The organism is Streptomyces sp. NPDC058373 (genome assembly GCF_042723275.1).
In the GTDB taxonomy this organism is placed as follows: Bacteria; Actinomycetota; Actinomycetes; order Streptomycetales; family Streptomycetaceae; genus Streptomyces.
In genome coordinates, this window is the sequence record NZ_JBHXJE010000031.1 from 59,214 (window position 1) to 75,392 (window position 16,179).

16 protein-coding genes are annotated in these 16,179 nt (G+C 70.7%); all 16 read left to right on the top strand.

The window, feature by feature from the left end:
• Positions 1–75 precede the first annotated feature (75 nt).
• The 16 genes from ACFWMZ_RS18500 (at position 76) to ACFWMZ_RS18575 (ending at position 15,994) form a co-directional block, all read left to right on the top strand.
• Positions 76–696, top strand: coding sequence for a TetR/AcrR family transcriptional regulator (locus ACFWMZ_RS18500; protein WP_383171205.1), 621 nt, complete (start codon positions 76–78; stop codon positions 694–696).
• 624 nt (positions 697–1,320) lie between these two features.
• Positions 1,321–2,478 carry a serine hydrolase domain-containing protein gene (locus tag ACFWMZ_RS18505; RefSeq protein WP_383171208.1) on the top strand — a complete coding sequence of 386 codons (1,158 nt, stop codon included), beginning with the start codon at positions 1,321–1,323 and terminating at the stop codon, positions 2,476–2,478.
• Positions 2,475–3,338 carry an SDR family NAD(P)-dependent oxidoreductase gene (locus ACFWMZ_RS18510; protein ID WP_383171211.1) on the top strand — a complete coding sequence of 288 codons (864 nt, stop codon included), beginning with the start codon at positions 2,475–2,477 and terminating at the stop codon, positions 3,336–3,338. Before ACFWMZ_RS18505 ends, ACFWMZ_RS18510 begins: the two co-directional genes overlap by 4 nt.
• A gap of 98 nt (positions 3,339–3,436) precedes the next feature.
• Positions 3,437–4,315 (top strand): alpha/beta hydrolase, encoded by an 879-nt coding sequence (locus ACFWMZ_RS18515; protein WP_383171214.1) that lies wholly within the window; start codon positions 3,437–3,439, stop codon positions 4,313–4,315.
• Positions 4,316–4,360: 45 nt separating this feature from the next.
• On the top strand, positions 4,361–5,287 hold the full coding sequence (locus ACFWMZ_RS18520; protein WP_383171216.1) for an SMP-30/gluconolactonase/LRE family protein: 927 nt from the start codon (positions 4,361–4,363) through the stop codon (positions 5,285–5,287).
• Positions 5,288–5,373: 86 nt separating this feature from the next.
• Positions 5,374–6,279, top strand: coding sequence for an SDR family NAD(P)-dependent oxidoreductase (locus ACFWMZ_RS18525; protein WP_383171219.1), 906 nt, complete (start codon positions 5,374–5,376; stop codon positions 6,277–6,279).
• Between the two features lie 21 nt (positions 6,280–6,300).
• On the top strand, positions 6,301–7,530 hold the full coding sequence (locus ACFWMZ_RS18530; protein ID WP_383171222.1) for a cytochrome P450: 1,230 nt from the start codon (positions 6,301–6,303) through the stop codon (positions 7,528–7,530).
• Between the two features lie 11 nt (positions 7,531–7,541).
• Positions 7,542–7,868, top strand: coding sequence for a 2Fe-2S iron-sulfur cluster-binding protein (locus tag ACFWMZ_RS18535; RefSeq protein WP_383171224.1), 327 nt, complete (start codon positions 7,542–7,544; stop codon positions 7,866–7,868).
• Positions 7,865–9,145 carry an NAD(P)/FAD-dependent oxidoreductase gene (locus tag ACFWMZ_RS18540; protein WP_383171227.1) on the top strand — a complete coding sequence of 427 codons (1,281 nt, stop codon included), beginning with the start codon at positions 7,865–7,867 and terminating at the stop codon, positions 9,143–9,145. Before ACFWMZ_RS18535 ends, ACFWMZ_RS18540 begins: the two co-directional genes overlap by 4 nt.
• 143 nt (positions 9,146–9,288) lie before the next feature.
• On the top strand, positions 9,289–10,113 hold the full coding sequence (locus tag ACFWMZ_RS18545; RefSeq protein ID WP_383171230.1) for an LLM class F420-dependent oxidoreductase: 825 nt from the start codon (positions 9,289–9,291) through the stop codon (positions 10,111–10,113).
• A gap of 304 nt (positions 10,114–10,417) precedes the next feature.
• Positions 10,418–11,242 (top strand): 2-keto-4-pentenoate hydratase, encoded by an 825-nt coding sequence (locus tag ACFWMZ_RS18550; RefSeq protein ID WP_383171233.1) that lies wholly within the window; start codon positions 10,418–10,420, stop codon positions 11,240–11,242.
• Positions 11,243–11,249: 7 nt separating this feature from the next.
• Positions 11,250–12,200, top strand: a complete 951-nt coding sequence (locus ACFWMZ_RS18555; RefSeq protein WP_383171235.1) for an acetaldehyde dehydrogenase (acetylating) — start codon at positions 11,250–11,252, stop codon at positions 12,198–12,200.
• On the top strand, positions 12,197–13,234 hold the full coding sequence (gene dmpG, locus ACFWMZ_RS18560) for a 4-hydroxy-2-oxovalerate aldolase (RefSeq protein WP_383171237.1): 1,038 nt from the start codon (positions 12,197–12,199) through the stop codon (positions 13,232–13,234). The genes ACFWMZ_RS18555 and dmpG overlap by 4 nt, the downstream gene beginning before the upstream one ends.
• Before the next feature lie 187 nt (positions 13,235–13,421).
• A complete protein-coding gene (locus tag ACFWMZ_RS18565; RefSeq protein ID WP_383171240.1) occupies positions 13,422–14,303 on the top strand; it encodes an IclR family transcriptional regulator in 882 nt (293 codons plus the stop codon).
• A gap of 117 nt (positions 14,304–14,420) precedes the next feature.
• Positions 14,421–15,302: an alpha/beta fold hydrolase gene (locus ACFWMZ_RS18570; RefSeq protein WP_383171243.1), complete on the top strand. Its 882-nt coding sequence runs from the start codon at positions 14,421–14,423 to the stop codon at positions 15,300–15,302.
• Between the two features lie 89 nt (positions 15,303–15,391).
• The gene (locus tag ACFWMZ_RS18575) at positions 15,392–15,994 is read left to right on the top strand and encodes a TetR/AcrR family transcriptional regulator (RefSeq protein ID WP_383171245.1); all 603 of its coding nucleotides are present in this window, start codon (positions 15,392–15,394) and stop codon (positions 15,992–15,994) included.
• Positions 15,995–16,179: the final 185 nt, after the last annotated feature.

Genomic DNA, 16,179 nt, shown 5'->3' on the forward strand with positions numbered 1-16,179 from the left:
GCGTCCGTGCCTCTCCAAACGTAATTCAATCAGTGATTGAATGATAGTTCTCCGCAGTGTGCTCCAATGAGCCGTATGGCGGATGAATCGTCCTCGACCAGGGACCGGCTGCTGGACGCGGCGGAGAGGCTCTTCCTCGATCACGGCGTGAACCAGGTGTCCGTCCGTGCCATCAACGCCGAGGCGGGCCTGAATCCCGGAGCCGTTCATTATCACTTCGGGTCCCGCGACGGCCTGGTGGCGGCGCTCCTGGAACGGGAACTGGAGCCCCGGTGGCGCGACTGTTTGGAGGAGCTGGCGGACCCCGCGTCGTCGGACGACGCGGAGCCGGCCGGGATCGACATGGTGGCGCTGGTCACGGCCCTGGTAGAGCCGTTCGACGACATGGTCCGCTCCTCGCGGGGGCGCGTCCTCTGCAGCCTGCTCGCCCAGACGTGCCTCGACGCCGACTCACCACGCATGCACGCCCCTTGGTTCGGTTCCGCCCCCTTCGAGGTGATGCTCGGCAGGGCGCTGCCCCATCTCACCGTGCACGAGATCGCCGACCGCTGGCGGCTCGTCTTCACCCTGCTCCTGCAGCTCTACGGGCGGCCCCAGGCCACGGGACGCGTCGTCGCCGAGCCGTCCTTCCCGGCCGCGGGGACCGTCATCGCGTTCCTTGCCGCGGGCCTGACCGCTTCCTCATCCCAGAGGTGACCAGGCGCGGGGCACCCCGTCGAGGCCGCACTGCTGGCCCTGGACGGGCCATGACGCCACTCGGCCGGCAGCCACTGCCGCCGGAGCCCAGCCGGCAGGGTGAGCAGCATCCGTGCCGCATGACCGGGATCGCGGTCCGCGTGTAACGACGTGTGGCGAGCTCGTGCGCCGTGTGCCCCGCGAGCGACAGCGTGACGGACTAATCCACCAGGCCCCCGCTGCGGCGCGTCGTGAAGGCGGCCGTCGGTTTCCACTGCCGGGCGAGCCGCACGGCTGCGGCCCCGCTGGTCCGGCCTGATCCAGCGCCGCCCCACGATGATGGTCGCGGTCTCGATGGTGATCACGGCGCTCCCCGGGTTGTCGATCCGGCTGGGTGCGGGCCGTCGAGGGTGTCGGTTCCCACCGTGACGGACTGTGGCGTTCCAGGGAGGGACGCCGGCTCATCGCCCGGCGCGAGGTGACCACTGACGCCCTGCCCGGCGACAAGCCGTCCACTCAGCGGAACAACACACTCGGGCCGCCTCGCATCCCGCCTAGCCTCAGGTGGTCAGCGGGACGACAGCCACCGCCATCGCCCCCGGCATGCCGCGGCCCACTCCGCCCGCACCCGCACGAGGAGAGCTGATGACCACCCTTCGCCCCCCTGATCAACGCATCACCGCAGCCCTCGACCGCGCTCTGGAGCTGGGCGAGACCGGTATCTCCGTCGCGGCCTACCACCGCGGCGAGCTGATCGTGAACGCCGTAGCGGGATTCAGTGACGCGGAGAAGGGCACCCCGGCCGACGAGCGCACGCTCTTCCCGGTGTTCTCCGTGACCAAGGGCATCACCGCGACCGCCGTCCACCTCCAGGCCGAGCGCGGCCTGGTCGACCTCCAGGCGCCGGTCGCCCGGTACTGGCCGGAGTTCGCGGTCAACGGCAAGAAATCCGTCACCGTCGAACAGGCGCTCTCGCACCGGGCCGGAATCCCGCAGATGCCCGAAGGCGTCATACCGGAGCTGCTGGCCGACTGGGAGTGGATGACCGAGCGCGTCGCCGGGTTCACCCCGATCTACGAGCCCGGCACCGCCAACGCCTACCACGTCCTCGTGTGGGGCTGGATCGTCGGGGAAGTGGTGCGCCGCACGGACCCGGCACGGCGCCCGTTCGACGTCTTCGTCCGCGAGGAGATCTCCGGGCCCCTCGGCGCCGACGACCTCCACCTCGGCGTCCCCGACGCCGACCTTCCCCGGGTGGCGAAACTGTACGGCGGAAACGAGTTCAGCATCGTCGACGAGCACAACGTCAGCCCGAAGGCGGTGTTCCCCGGCTCCGACGCGCACAACCTGCGGACGGTGCAGCAGGCCGTCGACCCGGGAGCGGGCGCCATCACCACAGCGGACTCCGTGGCACGGATCTTCGCGATGCTCGCGGAGGGCGGCGCACTGAACGGCGTCCGCCTGCTCTCGCCGGAGAGAGTGGCCACCTTCACCCGGCCGCGTGAAGGCGCGTACGACGCGGACAAGGTGCTCACGATTCCCGTGTGGTTCGGAGCGAACGGCTTCTGGCTCGGCGGTGAGACCGGGGCGTCCGACCCGCTGGTCGGAGATCACCGGGAGGTCATCTACAGCCCCGGAGCCGGGGGTTCGCTCGCCTGGGCCGATCTCCGCGACCGCCTGGCCGTCGCGATCTGCCACAACAACATGGACAGCCCCGCTGTCGTGGACCCCGAGAGAACGTTCGCACCGGTGGTGCGGGCCATCCGCGAGATCGTCGCCGAGCGCGAGGAGAGCACTCGATGAGTTCGGCAAAGGAGCTGTTCGGCGGCGGGGTCGCGGTGATCACCGGAGCCGGCGCGGGAATCGGCGCCGGCCTGGCCCGCTACGCCGGGCTGCAACTCGGCATGACGGTGGTGCTCGCCGATGTCGACACCGAGGCGATCGCCTCCCTGCGCGCCGAGTTGGAGCGGGGCGGTGCGCGCGCCCTCGACATCGCCTGCGACGTACGGAAGCCGGCCGACCTCGAAGCATTGGCAGAGCGCAGCCGCGAGGAAGCCGGTCCAACCAGGCTGCTGGTGAACAACGCGGGCGTGGAGCAGTTCGGCTACCTGTGGGACACCCCGGTCGCCAATTGGGACCGCCTCGTCGCGATCAACATCAGCGGAGTCTTCTACGGCATCAGGGCGTTCCTGCCGGGGATGCTCGCGGAGCCGGGTCGGTCGTGGGTGTGGAACCTCTCCTCCGTGGGCGGGGTCAGCGCCAGCCCCCTGCAAGCGCCCTACATCATGAGCAAACACGCCGTGCTGGCCCTCACCGAATGCCTGCGCCAGGAGGTGGAGCTCGCCGGGCACGCCCACCATGTCCACGTGCAAGCGGTCCTTCCCGGCGCCGTGGCCTCCGACATCTTCGAGTCGGCAGGCGCCGTCCACGACGGGGACACCGCTGCCGCGGAGGACCACCGGGCCGCCATGCTGCGGGTGAAGGAACAGGCCATGGACCCGCTCGCGGCAGCCGAGGTCTTCTTCGACCAAGCGGCGGCGGACGAGTTCTATCTGCTGTCCCAGCCCTTCGTCGCCGACGCCATGGCCGCACGGGCCGAGGTCCTGACGGGCCGCCGAGCGCCGCTCCTGCCGAGGGGCGGCTTCTCCCTCCTCGACGACTGACCCGTCCGCAGACACCGGAGAGCACGATGCCCCCGCCCCTTCCGCCCCTGGACCCCGATGCAGCGGCTGTCGCCGCGGCCACGGCCGACCTGCCGCCGATGCGTGAACGTGGCCTCGCCGCGATGCGGGAAGCCATGGAGTCCATGCCCTTTCCACCCGGGCTGCCCGAGATGGCCGACACCGAGGACCGGTCGATCTCCTCACCGCACGGCGAGATCCCGGTGCGGATCCACCGTCCGGACACGGCCGGTGCGGCGCCGGTGCTCGTGTACTTCCACGGTGGCGGTATGTGCCTCGGCTCGAACCACTCCTTCGAGCCGTTCGCCCGTAACCTCGCCGCCTGCAGTGCCGCGACGGTCGTCTCGGTCGACTACCGGCTGGCCCCGGAAGCCCCACCACCAGCGCAGTTCGACGACGCGTACGCCGCGACCGTCTGGACGGCCGAACACGCCGATGAGATCGGGGTGGACCCGGACCGGATCGTCGTCGTCGGCGACAGCGCCGGCGGGACGCTCGCCGCCGCGGTGGCCCTCGCCGCACGGGACCGCGACGGCCCGAAGATCCGGTGCCAGGTGCTTCTCTACCCGGGGCTCGACCGAGACCTCGGTGCTCGGTCGATGTCGCAATGCGCCGATGCCCCGATCCTGAGCCGCGACGACGTCCTGTACCTGAACGAGATGGCCGACGCCGGTAGGGGCTATCCGGACAGCCCCTACCGGATTCCCGCCTACGCGGGGGACCTCGGCGGACTTCCACCGGCCATCGTCGTCACGGCGGAGTGCGACCCACTCCGGGACTGGGGGGAGCGATACGCCCACCGGCTGCGCGAGGCCGGGGTGCAGACCACGCTCACTCGCTACCCGGGCTCCTACCACGGATTCATGATGCAGTCGGCCCACCTCGCCAGAGGCCGACTGGCCCTTGCCGAGACGGGCGGCCTGCTGCGAGCGAAGTTCGCCCACCTCCTTTCCTTTTGACCGCCCCATCCGCCGGCCGGCCCGGCACGACGACCAGGAGGACCCGTGACCGACATCGCCGTCGATCCCTTCGCCAGCGCCCTCGACATCACACCGCACGAGCTTTCGAGGGGCTACACGTGGGCCGAGTGCCCCCGGTGGCACGAGGGCGCCTTGTGGTTCAGCGACATGTACGCCCACCGGATCGTGCGGCTCGACGAGGACGGCACCCCGCGCACCGCGCTCGACCTCTCCACGCGCGCTTCGGCGAATGGTGTCGAGACCATTCCGGGCGGTTTCGGATGGCTGCCCGACGGACGGCTGATCGTGACCTCGATGCACGAGCGGCTCGTCCTGGCCTTCGACGGGGAGCACGTGACCGAACACGCGGACCTGCGCGCGCTGGCCACCGGCCCGATCAACGACATGGTCGTCGATGCCGACGGCCGCGCCTACGTGACGCAGCTCGGGTTCGAACTGTTCCAGGGGGAAGAGCCCCGTGATTCGGCTCTGCTCGTCGTGGAGCCCGACGGCACCGCCCGGGCGTTGACAGAGCTGGGCGGCTTCTCGGGCGCCAACGGCATCGCCGTCAGCTCGGACGGCGACCGGCTCGTGACGGCCGAAGCGTTCGCCAACCGCCTCACGGTGCTGGACCGTGACGAGACCGGCCGGCTCGGTGGGCGCCGCGTCCTCGCCACCACGCCCTCCCTGCCCGACGGCATCTGCCTGGACGACGACGGCGGGGTCTGGGCGGGAATGCCCTCGGTTCCGGCGGTGGCCCGCTTCGCCGAGGGCGGAGCCGTCACCGACATCGTGCGCTTCACCTCCGACAGCGCTCTGCCCCCCGCCTGCGTCCTCGGCGGTCCCGACCGTCGCACCCTGTACGTCTGTGCCGGCCTGGACGTCCTGGACTGGGACGAGTCCCGCCGCAACCGCCGAGGGACGATCTGGACGGCCCCGGTCCGTGCCGGCGGCGGCGCCAACCGCCCCTGACCCCCGAACCAGGTCGTGCACCGTCGCGCGACCGGACCCGACAGCGTACGCGTACAGCCCTCCGTACTTCAGATGGGAACTCAGCTGTGGAACCCCTGTCCTTCACCGACCGCGTCGTGGTCGTGACCGGTGCCGGGCGCGGCATCGGCCGGGCACACGCCCTGCTGCTCGCAGCCCGCGGCGCCGGTGTCGTCGTCGCCGATCTCGGATCCCGGGTGGACGGAGCGGGCCGGGACGGTGACGATCCCGCCGGGGACGTCGTGGCCGAGATCCGCTCAGCCGGCGGCCGCGCCGTGGCCAGCCGGGCCGACATCTCCACCGAGAGCGGAGCCGCGGAGGCCGTCGAGGCCGCCGTCGAGGAGTTCGGTCGCCTCGACGCGGTCATCAACAACGCGGGTATCGTCCGCACCGGGCATTTCGACGAGGTGCCGATCGAGGAGTACCAGCGCCACCTCGACGTCCACTTCTTCGGATCGCTCCACCTCTGTCGCGCGGCGTGGCCCCATCTGATCGCCTCCGGTACCGGCCGGGTCGTCAACACCGTCTCCGCGGCCATGCTCGGCAACCCGCTGATGACCCATTACGGCAGCTCCAAAGGAGCGGTCTTCTCCCTCACCCGCAACCTGGCCATCGAGGGTGCCGAACATGGCGTTCTCGTCAACGCGCTGGCCCCCGGGGCGGGCACCCGCATGGTGGAGAACTCCTCGGATTCGCTGGAGCCGGACGTACTGGCCTATCTGCGAACGCAACTCCTGCCGGAGCACATCGCCCCCGTGGCCGCGTTCCTCGTCCACCCCGCATGCCAGGTCACCGGCGAGGTCTTCAACGCCGCCGGCGGTGCGGTGAGCCGCACAGCCCTGGTGAACAGCGCCGGTATCCACGATCCGGCCCTGACGGCCGAAGCCGTGGCCGAACGGTTCGAGGACATCATGGCTCTCCCGACCGGGGTGAGTCCCGAGGTCATCACGGCCGCCCGGCCCCACACCGCCTGACACGGATCGGAGAAAACCACCATGACCGAGACCACCACCGCAGGTGGCGTCGAGTTTCCCTTCGCCCCCCTGCCGGCCCCCGAGGCGGTGGACCATCTGCGGCGTCTCATGGCCGACCGCCCGATGACCAGGACCACGATGCCGTACGGCGGCGACGTCTGGGTGGTGCACCGCAACCGCGCCGCCAAGGAGGTGCTGGGCGACGCGCGGTTCGTTCGCGAGCCCTTCCGTACCGGCGAGCGCGTGGTGCCGTTCTACGTGAAGTTCCCTGACTTCCTGCTCACCACCCTGCAGTTCGAGGACCCGCCCCAGCACACGAAGCTGCGCAAGCTGGTCCAGAAGGCCATTTCGCCGCGGCGGGTGCGGGACATGCGCGCTTCCGCGGTCGCCTTCGCCAACGAGCTGATCGACGGCATGATCGAGCGCGGTGGCGTGCGCAACTTCATCTCCGAGTACGCCGTGTCGTTGCCCATCGAAATGCTGAGCTCCCTGCTGGGTGTGGATCCCGCGGACCGGGAGAAGTTCGAACGGTGGGCTTCGTCCGGGCTCGCCGTGGCGGGCAAGGCCGAGGAGGAGGTCGCCGCCGACATGGCCGAGCTCGCGGCGTACATGACGGACCTGATCGCCCGGCGTCGCGAGGAGCCGAGGGACGATCTGCTCAGCGCGCTGGCTCATGCCCGCGACCGCGACGAGACCCTCACGGACGCCGAGATACTCCCGATCGCCTTCATCCTGATCGTCGGCGGGTTCGACAACACCGCCAACTTCCTGACCACCGGCGTGCTGTCGCTGCTGCGCTCGGACGAGCAGCGGGCACTGTTCCTGACCGACCCCGACGGCCTGGCGCCCACAGCCGCCGAAGAGGTGCTCCGACATGGCTCGTTCGTCATGGGAGGCCCGGTGGGCGGCGCGGGCGGACTGGTGCCGTTCGTCGCGACGGAAGACGTGGTCGTGGACGGGCAACTGATCGCCCGGGGAGAAGCGGTCAGTGTCGATCCCGGCGCGGCCGGGCACGACCCCGAGGCCGTGGAGGACCCGGGACGGTTCGACATCACCAGGCAGGCCAATCCCCATTTGACGCTCAGCCATGGTCTGCACCACTGTCTCGGCGCCCCTCTGGCCCGCATGGAGCTTCAGGTCGGAATGGCCGAGATTTTCAAACGTATCCCTGACCTGCGCCTGGCGGGGGAGCCGGTCGTCCGTGAGGACGTGCTGACCCGGCCCATGACCAGCGTGCCGGTCACTTGGTGACGGAGAGGAACATGCGCGTGCCGAAAGTCGTCTACACCCAGTCCGACGGTGCCGATCGAGTGGTCGAGGCGGTGCCCGGCGACTCGGTCATGCAGACCGCCGTCCGCAACGGTGTCCCGGGCATCCTGGGCCAGTGCGGCGGCGTGCTGTCCTGCGCGACGTGCCACGTGTTTCTCGCCGAGGAGAACGCGGACGACTTCGCGGCGGTCGGCGAGGACGAGGACGAGATGCTCGACTGCGCCGCCACCGACCGCGAGGACAACTCCCGGTTGTCGTGCCAGCTCGTTCTGGCCCCGGGGCAGGAGATCCGTGTGACCGTGCCGGAAGCCCAGCTGTGAGCGTTGACGGCCGCCTGCTCGTCGTGGGCGCGGGCCAGGCGGGCGCTCAGGTGGCGAGCAGCGCACGCGAGTTCGGATGGCAGGGCCCCATCACGCTGGTCGGGCAGGAGCCGTACGCTCCCTACGGCCGCCCCCCGTTGTCCAAGGGCTTCCTGCGAGGGGAGTCGCCCGTCGAGTCCCTCGCGTTGCGTACCGCCTCCTTCTACGCGGAGCAGCGGATCGACCTGTTGCTCAACGAGGAGATCGACCAGCTGCGCCTGGACGGGGCCGGAGCAGGCACGGCCACGTCCGTCTCAGGCCGGCGCTGGGAGTTCGAGCGTCTGGTGCTGGCCACCGGGGCGCAGCCACGGCGCTTGCCGATCGAGGGCGACGACCTCGCGGGAGTGCTGGTGCTCAGAGATGTCCGCGACGCCCAGAACCTGGCCGGGCGCCTGGCGGAGGTCACCGACCTCGTCGTGGTCGGAGGCGGATTCGTCGGCCTGGAAGTGGCCGCCGCCGCGGTGGCGGCCGGCGTCCGCGCCACTGTCGTGGAGACGGCTGCAGCTGTGCTGAACCGTGTCGTCAGCCCGGCCGCCGCGGGGATCGTCGAAGCGGCGCACCGCGCGGCGGGCGTCCGCGTCCTCACCAGCGTGCGCCCCCGGCGCCTGCGCGGTGACGCGGACGGAGCGGTGACCGGTGTCGAACTGGAGGATGGTCAGGAACTGCCCGCGCAGCTCGTGCTCATGGGCGTGGGCGCCGAGCCCCGTGACAGTCTTGCTCGTGCGGCGGGTCTGCACTGCGACAACGGGATCGTCGTGGACGATCGCTCGCTCGCCTCCGACGGGTACACCCTCGCGGTGGGCGACTGTGCGAACCTCCCCGACCCGTCCCCGGGGCCGGAGGGACGGTCGAGGCCGAGGCTGCGGCTGGAGAGCGTCGACAACGCGGTGGAGCAGGCCAAGGCCGCGGCTCTGGCCCTTGTCGGAGCCGGGGAGACGTACCGCAGCCTTCCGTGGTTCTGGTCCGATCAGGGGGATGTCAAGCTACAGATCGCGGGGCTGGCCCATCCGGATGACGAGAGCATCGTGCGTCCCGGAGTGCGAGCCGGCAGGACGACCGTGCTGCGGTACCGGGGGGAGCGGTTGGTCGCCGTCGAGTGTGTCAACAACCCCGCCGAGTTCCTCGTCGCGCGCAAGGCGCTCAGTGCGGGCACGCCTCTGCCGCGCGAGAAGGCCGTGGACACGACGCTCCCTCTGAAGAAGCACTTCGCCGCACAGACCGAGGCCGGCCGCACCTGAGGGCGCGGGCACCGGCTGTCACGGGGCTCCGCGGCACCGTGACCGCCGTGCGGTCACCACCTCGGTCGGACACCACCTCGGTCGGACACCACCTCGGTCGGACACCACCCGTTGATGCCCACCATGACCAGGATCGGAGACACATGAAGTTCGGGGTCGCCACGTTCCTCACCGACGAGAGCATTCGGCCGACGGCGCTGGGGCCCGCGCTGGAGGAGCGCGGGCTGGACGCGCTCTTCCTCGCCGAGCACACCCACATCCCCGTCGACCCCCACATCGGCGAACCGGGGGCCGTCCTGCCGCGGAAGTACTTCCGCACCCTGGACCCGTTCGTCGCGCTGGGCGCGGCGGCAGCCGTGACGCGCACCCTCACGCTGGGCACCGGTATCGCGCTGGTGGTCCAGCGTGACCCCATCACCACCGCGAAGGAGGTCGCCACCCTCGATCTCCTCTCCGACGGCCGGGCCGTGTTCGGTGTGGGGGCCGGGTGGAACCGTGCCGAGATGGCCCACCACGGCACCGACCCGCGTACCCGCGGAGCGCTGCTGGACGAGCGGCTGAGGGCGATGATCGAACTGTGGACGCAGGAGAAGGCCGAGTTCCACGGCAGCTTCGTCGATTTCAGTCCCTCCTACGCGTGGCCCAAGCCGGTGCAGCAGCCCCACCCGCCGATCTACGTGGGCGGCGACAGCGAGGCCGCCTGGGCACGCCTCGCCGAATACGGCACAGCCTGGATGCCGAACAGCGTCGTTCCCGAGGAGCTGGGCGCGAAGATCACCCGCATGCGTGAGGCGACCGGAACGGAGACCCCAGTCGTCATTCACGCGGCCCAGTACGACAGCAAGAGCCTCGAAGCCTACGCGAGCGCCGGGGTCGAGCGTGTCCTGCTGGATCTGCCGACCGCCCCGGAGGACGAAGCGCTCAAGGTGCTCGACGAGATGGCGGCTGCGGCGGCGCCCTACCGCTGACGGCATAGCCGAGCCAGCTCCGTGGCGGAGACTCTGCCGGCACCCGTGGCCTTCCCCGGCCCGGTGCCGGCTTTCTCGTGCCGGAACGTGCCCGCTTCCCTCTCCCTCCCCGAGCCTTCGGATCAGAGGTCCTGGTCGACGGCGTGCGCCGGAGACGTGGCACAGACGGTCCTGCTCACGCATCCGGTCCCACTGAGCGAAACCTCTCGTGGCCGGGGCGGCCGGGGAAGATCAGTCTGGGCTCTGCCGAGCAGGACGTGCCCTGCCGAGGACGACACCGAGAACCCGGAGGAAGAGGAGCCTGATGGCAGAGCGTGCGCAAGCAGTGCCCGTCGCGGAACCGGCCGCGGTGTCCGCGGCCGTCGCGCGGCTGGGTCGTGCCGAGGCGGAGCGCCGCCCCTGCGCCCCCGTCCGTGACCTTCTGGGCCCGACGGACATCGCCGCCGCGTACGCCGTGCAACAGCGTCTCGCGCAGGACAGGCTGTCCCGGGGGGCCCGGGTGGTCGGCCGCAAGATCGGACTCACGTCGGCGGCCGTGCAACGCCAGGTGGGGGTGGACCGGCCGGACTTCGGCGTTCTCTTCGACGGCATGGACATGTCCAGCCAGGCCGGGGCGGTCCCCAGTGAGCGGTTGCTGCAACCCCGGGTCGAGGCCGAGATCGCCTTCGTCCTCGGTGCGGACCTGGACCTGGAGGACCTCGACCTGCGCCGGGTACGCGCCGCCGTCGATCACGCCCGTGCCGCTCTGGAGATCGTCGACAGCCGGATCGAGGGATGGGACATCGCGATCACGGACACGGTGGCCGACAACGCCTCCTGCGGTCTCTTCGTCCTGGGGGCCGAGCGGGTCCCGCTGCACCGTTTCGAGCCGCGTGAGGCCACCATGACGATGTCCCTCGACGGCCGCGAGGTCTCGACGGGAAACGGAGCCGCCTGCCTGGGCGATCCGCTGGAAGCCCTGCTCTGGCTCGCGCGCACCGCTCGTGAGTTCGGGGAACCGCTGCGCGCGGGTCAGGTCGTGCTCTCGGGGGCCCTGGGCCCCCTGGTGCCGGTCGGTCCGGGCGCCGCCGTGCACGCCGAGATCTCCCCGCTCGGCTCCGTATCCGCCACGTTCACCAGCACTGAGTGAGGTCGAGGTGAAGAAGACCAAGGTCGCCGTCATCGGGTCGGGCAATATCGGCTCCGACTTGATGATCAAAGTGATGCGGCTCTCCGAACGTCTGGAGATGGCCGCCATGGTGGGCATCGACCCGGCGTCGGACGGGCTGGCCCGAGCCGCCCGGCTCAAGGTGCCCACGACCGCCGAGGGGGTGGACGGCCTGATCGCGATGGAGGAGTTCGAGGACATCGGCGTCGTCTTCGACGCCACCTCGGCCAAGGCTCACGTCGAGAACGCCAAGCGGCTCGTGCCCCTGGGCAAGGTCATGGTGGACCTCACCCCGGCCGCGCTCGGCCCCTATGTGGTGCCGGCCGTGAACCTGGACGAGCACCTGGACAACTCCGCGACCAACCTCAACATGGTGACCTGCGGCGGCCAGGCCACCATTCCCGTCGTGCACGCGGTCAGCCGGGTGAGCCCGGTCGCCTACGCGGAGATCGTGGCCTCGATCTCGTCCCGTTCGGCGGGGCCGGGGACTCGCGCCAACATAGACGAGTTCACGGAGACGACCTCCGCGGCCATCGCCTCCGTCGGCGGCGCCCTGCGCGGCAAGGCGATCATCGTGCTCAACCCGGCCGAACCACCCATGATCATGCGGGACACCGTCTACTGCCTGACCGGCGACGTGGACGAGCGAGCGGTCGTCGAGTCCGTCACCGCCATGGTGGCGGCCGTCGCCGAGTACGTGCCGGGCTACCGCCTCAAGCAGGAGGTCCAGTTCACCCCGGTGCCGGCGGGCGAACCCGTCCACACCCTGCTGCCGCCCGGCGCGCCCGAGGTCACCACCAAGGTCACCGTCTTCCTGGAGGTCGAGGGTGCGGCCCACTACCTGCCCGCCTATGCGGGCAACCTCGACATCATGACCTCCGCAGCCCTCCGTGTCGGCGAGCGCGTCGCCGAGCGTTTCCTCACCGAGGTGACCCCATGACCGACGTCGCCGTTCCCCGCCTCTACATCCAGGACGTCACCCTGCGCGACGGGATGCACGCCATCCGCCACCGCATCGATCCCGCCGACGTCGGGCGCATCGTGCGGGCCCTCGACGCCGCCGGCGTGGACGCCATCGAGGTGGCCCACGGCGACGGACTGGCCGGCGGCAGCCTCAACTACGGGCCCGGCAGCCACAGCGACTGGGAGTGGATCGAGGCCGCGGCGGACGCGGCCGAGAACGCGATCCTCACCTCCCTGCTGCTGCCTGGCATCGCCACCATCGCCGAACTCAAGCAGGCCTACGCCCTCGGGGTGCGCTCGGTGCGCGTGGCCACGCACTGCACGGAGGCGGACGTCGCGGCCCAGCACATCGCCACGGCACGCGAACTGGGTATGGACGTCTCCGGTTTCCTGATGATGTCCCACATGGCGCCGCCTGCCGAACTGGCCCGGCAGGCTGCCCTGATGGAGTCCTACGGCGCCCACTGCGTCTACGTCACGGACTCCGGCGGGCGTCTCATGCCGCAGGGGGTCCGCGAACGGATCCGCGCCTACCGCGACGTCCTGGACGAGACGACCCAGATCGGTATCCACGCCCACGAGAACCTCTCCCTGTCGGTCGCCAACTCCGTGGTGGCGGTGGAGGAGGGGGTCGTCCGCGTCGACGCCTCGCTGGCCGGGCAGGGGGCCGGGGCGGGCAACTGTCCGATCGAGCCGTTCGTCGCGGTGGCGAACCTGCACGGCTGGAAGCACGGCTGCGACCTTTTCGCTCTGCAGGACGCCGCCGACGACCTCGTACGACCGTTGCAGGACCGCCCCGTACGCGTCGACCGGGAGACGCTGACCCTCGGGTACGCGGGCGCCTATTCCAGCTTCCTGCGCCATGCCGAGACCGCCGCCGCCCGGTACGGGCTGGACGCCCGGGACATCCTCGTGGAGGTCGGGCGGCGAGGGCTGGTGGGCGGCCAGGAGGACATGATCGTGGACATCGCCCTGGATCTCACCGCGGTGGCGTCCCGGAAGCAGGAGTGAGAAAGCGGTCCCGTGTGTGGGGTCACGGCGCGGTGGCGGGAGAGACCAGGAAGTCTCTCCCGCCCCGCGCCGTTTCCGTTCCCATGAACTTCCCCGAACCGTCCTCTTACCGACATCTTCCCAGGCATCCGGAGCGCTGCTAGCGTCAAAACTAGATTTCATTCTAGTTTCGCCGAGAGGTGCTGGCATGAGCTCAGCGTCGAGCAGGATTGCCGGGCTTTCCCGTCAGCGGGATGCGCTGCCCCCGTCGATGGTCGAACGGATCACGTTGATCATGGATCTCTTCGAACGCCCGTATGTGCAGCTGAGCCTGGAGGAAGTCACGGGCCGAACCGGGCTTCCCCGCTCAACGACCCACCGGATCCTCGATCAGCTCGTAGGCATGGGCTGGCTGGAACACATGACGACCGGCTACCGGCTCGGGCCGCGCGCCCTCGGCCTCGGCGGCCGGGAAGCCGGCCACGGCGCGCTGCGCGCCGCCGCCGCCCCCGTGCTCCACCGGCTCGCCCTCCGCACGGGGCTGGTCGTCCACTTCGCGGTCCTTGAGGACTCCGAGATCTACTACCTGGACAAGATCGGCGGCAGGTCCGCCATCGACGTGCCGTCCCGGGTCGGCGGGCGAGCGCCGGCGCACTGCACGGCGCTCGGAAAGGCCATGCTCGCCTGGCTCACGCCGGACCGAGTCGACGACGACTACGCGCACGGCGTCGCCGCACGCACGGTCCGCAGCATCGCCAGCCGGGACAGGCTGCACCAGGAGCTCAGCCGGGTTCGGGAGCGCCACGGCCTGGCCTACGAACGGGGAGAGTGTTTCGGGGACGTCGGCTGTGTGGGCGTCGCCCTGCGCGGACCCACCGGCCCCCTCGGGGCTCTCTCCCTCGTCGGAGAGGTCGGCACACCACTGGAGCGGTTCGCGCCGCTCGCACTCGGCGCCGCCCGCAGCATCATGGACGAGCTCGCCGTCCCGCCCCGTCAGCCCGCGGCCGTCGCGCCCGTCGGCCCCAGCCGGACGGTGACGCGGCACACGGCTCTCATCCCCGCCGGGCGATCCGCCGCCGGCGTCGGCTAGCCCATCCGCCGGTCGGCCCCGACGGTCCCGCTGTCCGGGACGAGGGCCGCCGGGCCCACGGGGGCGTGGTTAGCGTCCGCTACGACCATGAGGCTGATACGAGAGGTGGCCGCAACCATGACCGAGGCGACGACCGGGACGCTCGGCTACGCCGAGACACTGCGCGAACTGCCCACGGAGCAGGGCGTGCTGCGCTACCACGAGGCGGGCGAGGGGCCGCCCCTGCTGCTCCTCCACGGCTCGGGGCCGGGCGTCACCGGCTGGCGCAACTACCGGGGCAACCTGGCCGCCTTCGCCCGGCACTTCCGCTGCCTCGTCCTGGAGTTTCCGGGCTTCGGGGTCAGCGACCCGACCGACGAACATCCGATGGCCGCCGCGCCGAAGGCCGTCACCCGGTTCCTGGACGGCCTGGGCCTGGGCCGGGTCGACGTGGTGGGCAACTCCATGGGCGGTATCGTCGCGGCGAACCTGGCGATCGCCCGGCCGGAGCTCTTCCGGCGCATCGTGACCGTCGGCGGCCTCGGGCGCGGCGTGTTCAGCCCGGCGCCCGGCGAGGGCATCAATCTGCTTATGGACTTCACCGAGAACCCGACCAGGGAAGCCCTGGTCCGGTGGATGCACTCGATGGTGTACGACCCGGAGGTCGTCACCGACGAGATGGTGGAGGAACGCTGGACCCAGGCCACCGATCCGGACACGCTGGCCGCCGCCCGCCGTATGTACGGGCGCAAGGCGCTGGCCGCGAGCATGGCCGCCGCGGAGGCGAGTGACCAGCCCCCGTACTGGTCGATGCTGCACAAGATCACCGCGCCCACGCTCGTCACGTGGGGGCGCGACGACCGGGTCAGCCCCCTGGACATGGCGCTGCTGCCGATGCGCACCATGCCCAAGGCGGAGCTGCACGTCCTGCCCGACTGCGGCCACTGGGTGATGATCGAGCAGAAGGAAGCCTGGGAGAGCGCGGTCCTGGCCTTCCTCACCCGGCCCGGTGGCAGCTGAGGCCCCCCGGCCCCCGGGCCCGGGGCGGACCCCTACCCTGGGTGCCGACGGACGGCAGAAGCCGGCAACGCCGATGGACAGGGGGACCGGTGCCACGACTCGCCGAGGCGCGCAAGCCCGCAGAGCCCGCTTCCGAACGACAGGTCGAGCGCTGGGACCGTATTCTGGGGGCGGCGGCCGAACTCGGGGCCGACACCGCGTACGAACAGGTGCAGATGCAGGAGATCGCCAGGGCGGCCGATGTCGCGCTGGGAACGCTCTACCGCTACTTCCCGTCCAAAGTGCAGCTCTTCGCCACGGTGTTCGCCGCGCGGGTCGCCCGCTTCGTCGAGGAGGAGTGGCCGGTGGAGGGCGGAGACGCCGTCGACCGCGTGGGGGAACGGCTTGTGGCCCTGAACGGCCGTCTCATGGAGAAGCCGGTGCTGTGCGGGTCGATGGTACGGGCGACCGCGGCCAACTACGCCGACCGGTCGGAGCCGCAGGCGCCGGTGCCCGAGTCGCACCTGTACGGCGCGGTGCTGCGCACGCTCGGCGAGGACGACCCGTGCCAGGAGCGGATCTTGGCGGTGCGGATGCTCGTCTACAGCTGGTGGGGGGTGCTCTTCTCCGAGCTGAGTGGGCGTACCTCGACGAGCGAGGCGCGGTACGAGATCGCGCTGGCCGCGCGACGGCTGCTGGCGCGGGATGCGTGACGGGAGTGAGGGGCTGACCCCGGTGTGAGGGGGACGAAAGGGGGAGCGGGGCCGTCCCGTGGTAGGCCCCCCGCCCCCCTCACGTAAGGGTGCGCCGGAGGGGCGGCGGCAACCAGTAAGATATAAACAAAAGAAGCAGCCCACGAAAGTCCAAGTGTATATATCGGTGGTCGCCGGATCAATAA

Bases quoted from the DNA above. Each gene is read 5' to 3' on its own strand.
- ACFWMZ_RS18500 (WP_383171205.1), top strand. From the start codon at position 76: ATGGCGGATGAATCGTCCTCGACCAGGGACCGGCTGCTGGACGCGGCG.
- ACFWMZ_RS18505 (WP_383171208.1), top strand. From the start codon at position 1,321: ATGACCACCCTTCGCCCCCCTGATCAACGCATCACCGCAGCCCTCGAC.
- ACFWMZ_RS18510 (WP_383171211.1), top strand. From the start codon at position 2,475: ATGAGTTCGGCAAAGGAGCTGTTCGGCGGCGGGGTCGCGGTGATCACC.
- ACFWMZ_RS18515 (WP_383171214.1), top strand. From the start codon at position 3,437: ATGCGTGAACGTGGCCTCGCCGCGATGCGGGAAGCCATGGAGTCCATG.
- ACFWMZ_RS18530 (WP_383171222.1), top strand. From the start codon at position 6,301: ATGACCGAGACCACCACCGCAGGTGGCGTCGAGTTTCCCTTCGCCCCC.
- ACFWMZ_RS18535 (WP_383171224.1), top strand. From the start codon at position 7,542: ATGCGCGTGCCGAAAGTCGTCTACACCCAGTCCGACGGTGCCGATCGA.
- ACFWMZ_RS18545 (WP_383171230.1), top strand. From the start codon at position 9,289: ATGAAGTTCGGGGTCGCCACGTTCCTCACCGACGAGAGCATTCGGCCG.
- ACFWMZ_RS18550 (WP_383171233.1), top strand. From the start codon at position 10,418: ATGGCAGAGCGTGCGCAAGCAGTGCCCGTCGCGGAACCGGCCGCGGTG.
- dmpG (WP_383171237.1), top strand. From the start codon at position 12,197: ATGACCGACGTCGCCGTTCCCCGCCTCTACATCCAGGACGTCACCCTG.
- ACFWMZ_RS18565 (WP_383171240.1), top strand. From the start codon at position 13,422: ATGAGCTCAGCGTCGAGCAGGATTGCCGGGCTTTCCCGTCAGCGGGAT.
- ACFWMZ_RS18570 (WP_383171243.1), top strand. From the start codon at position 14,421: ATGACCGAGGCGACGACCGGGACGCTCGGCTACGCCGAGACACTGCGC.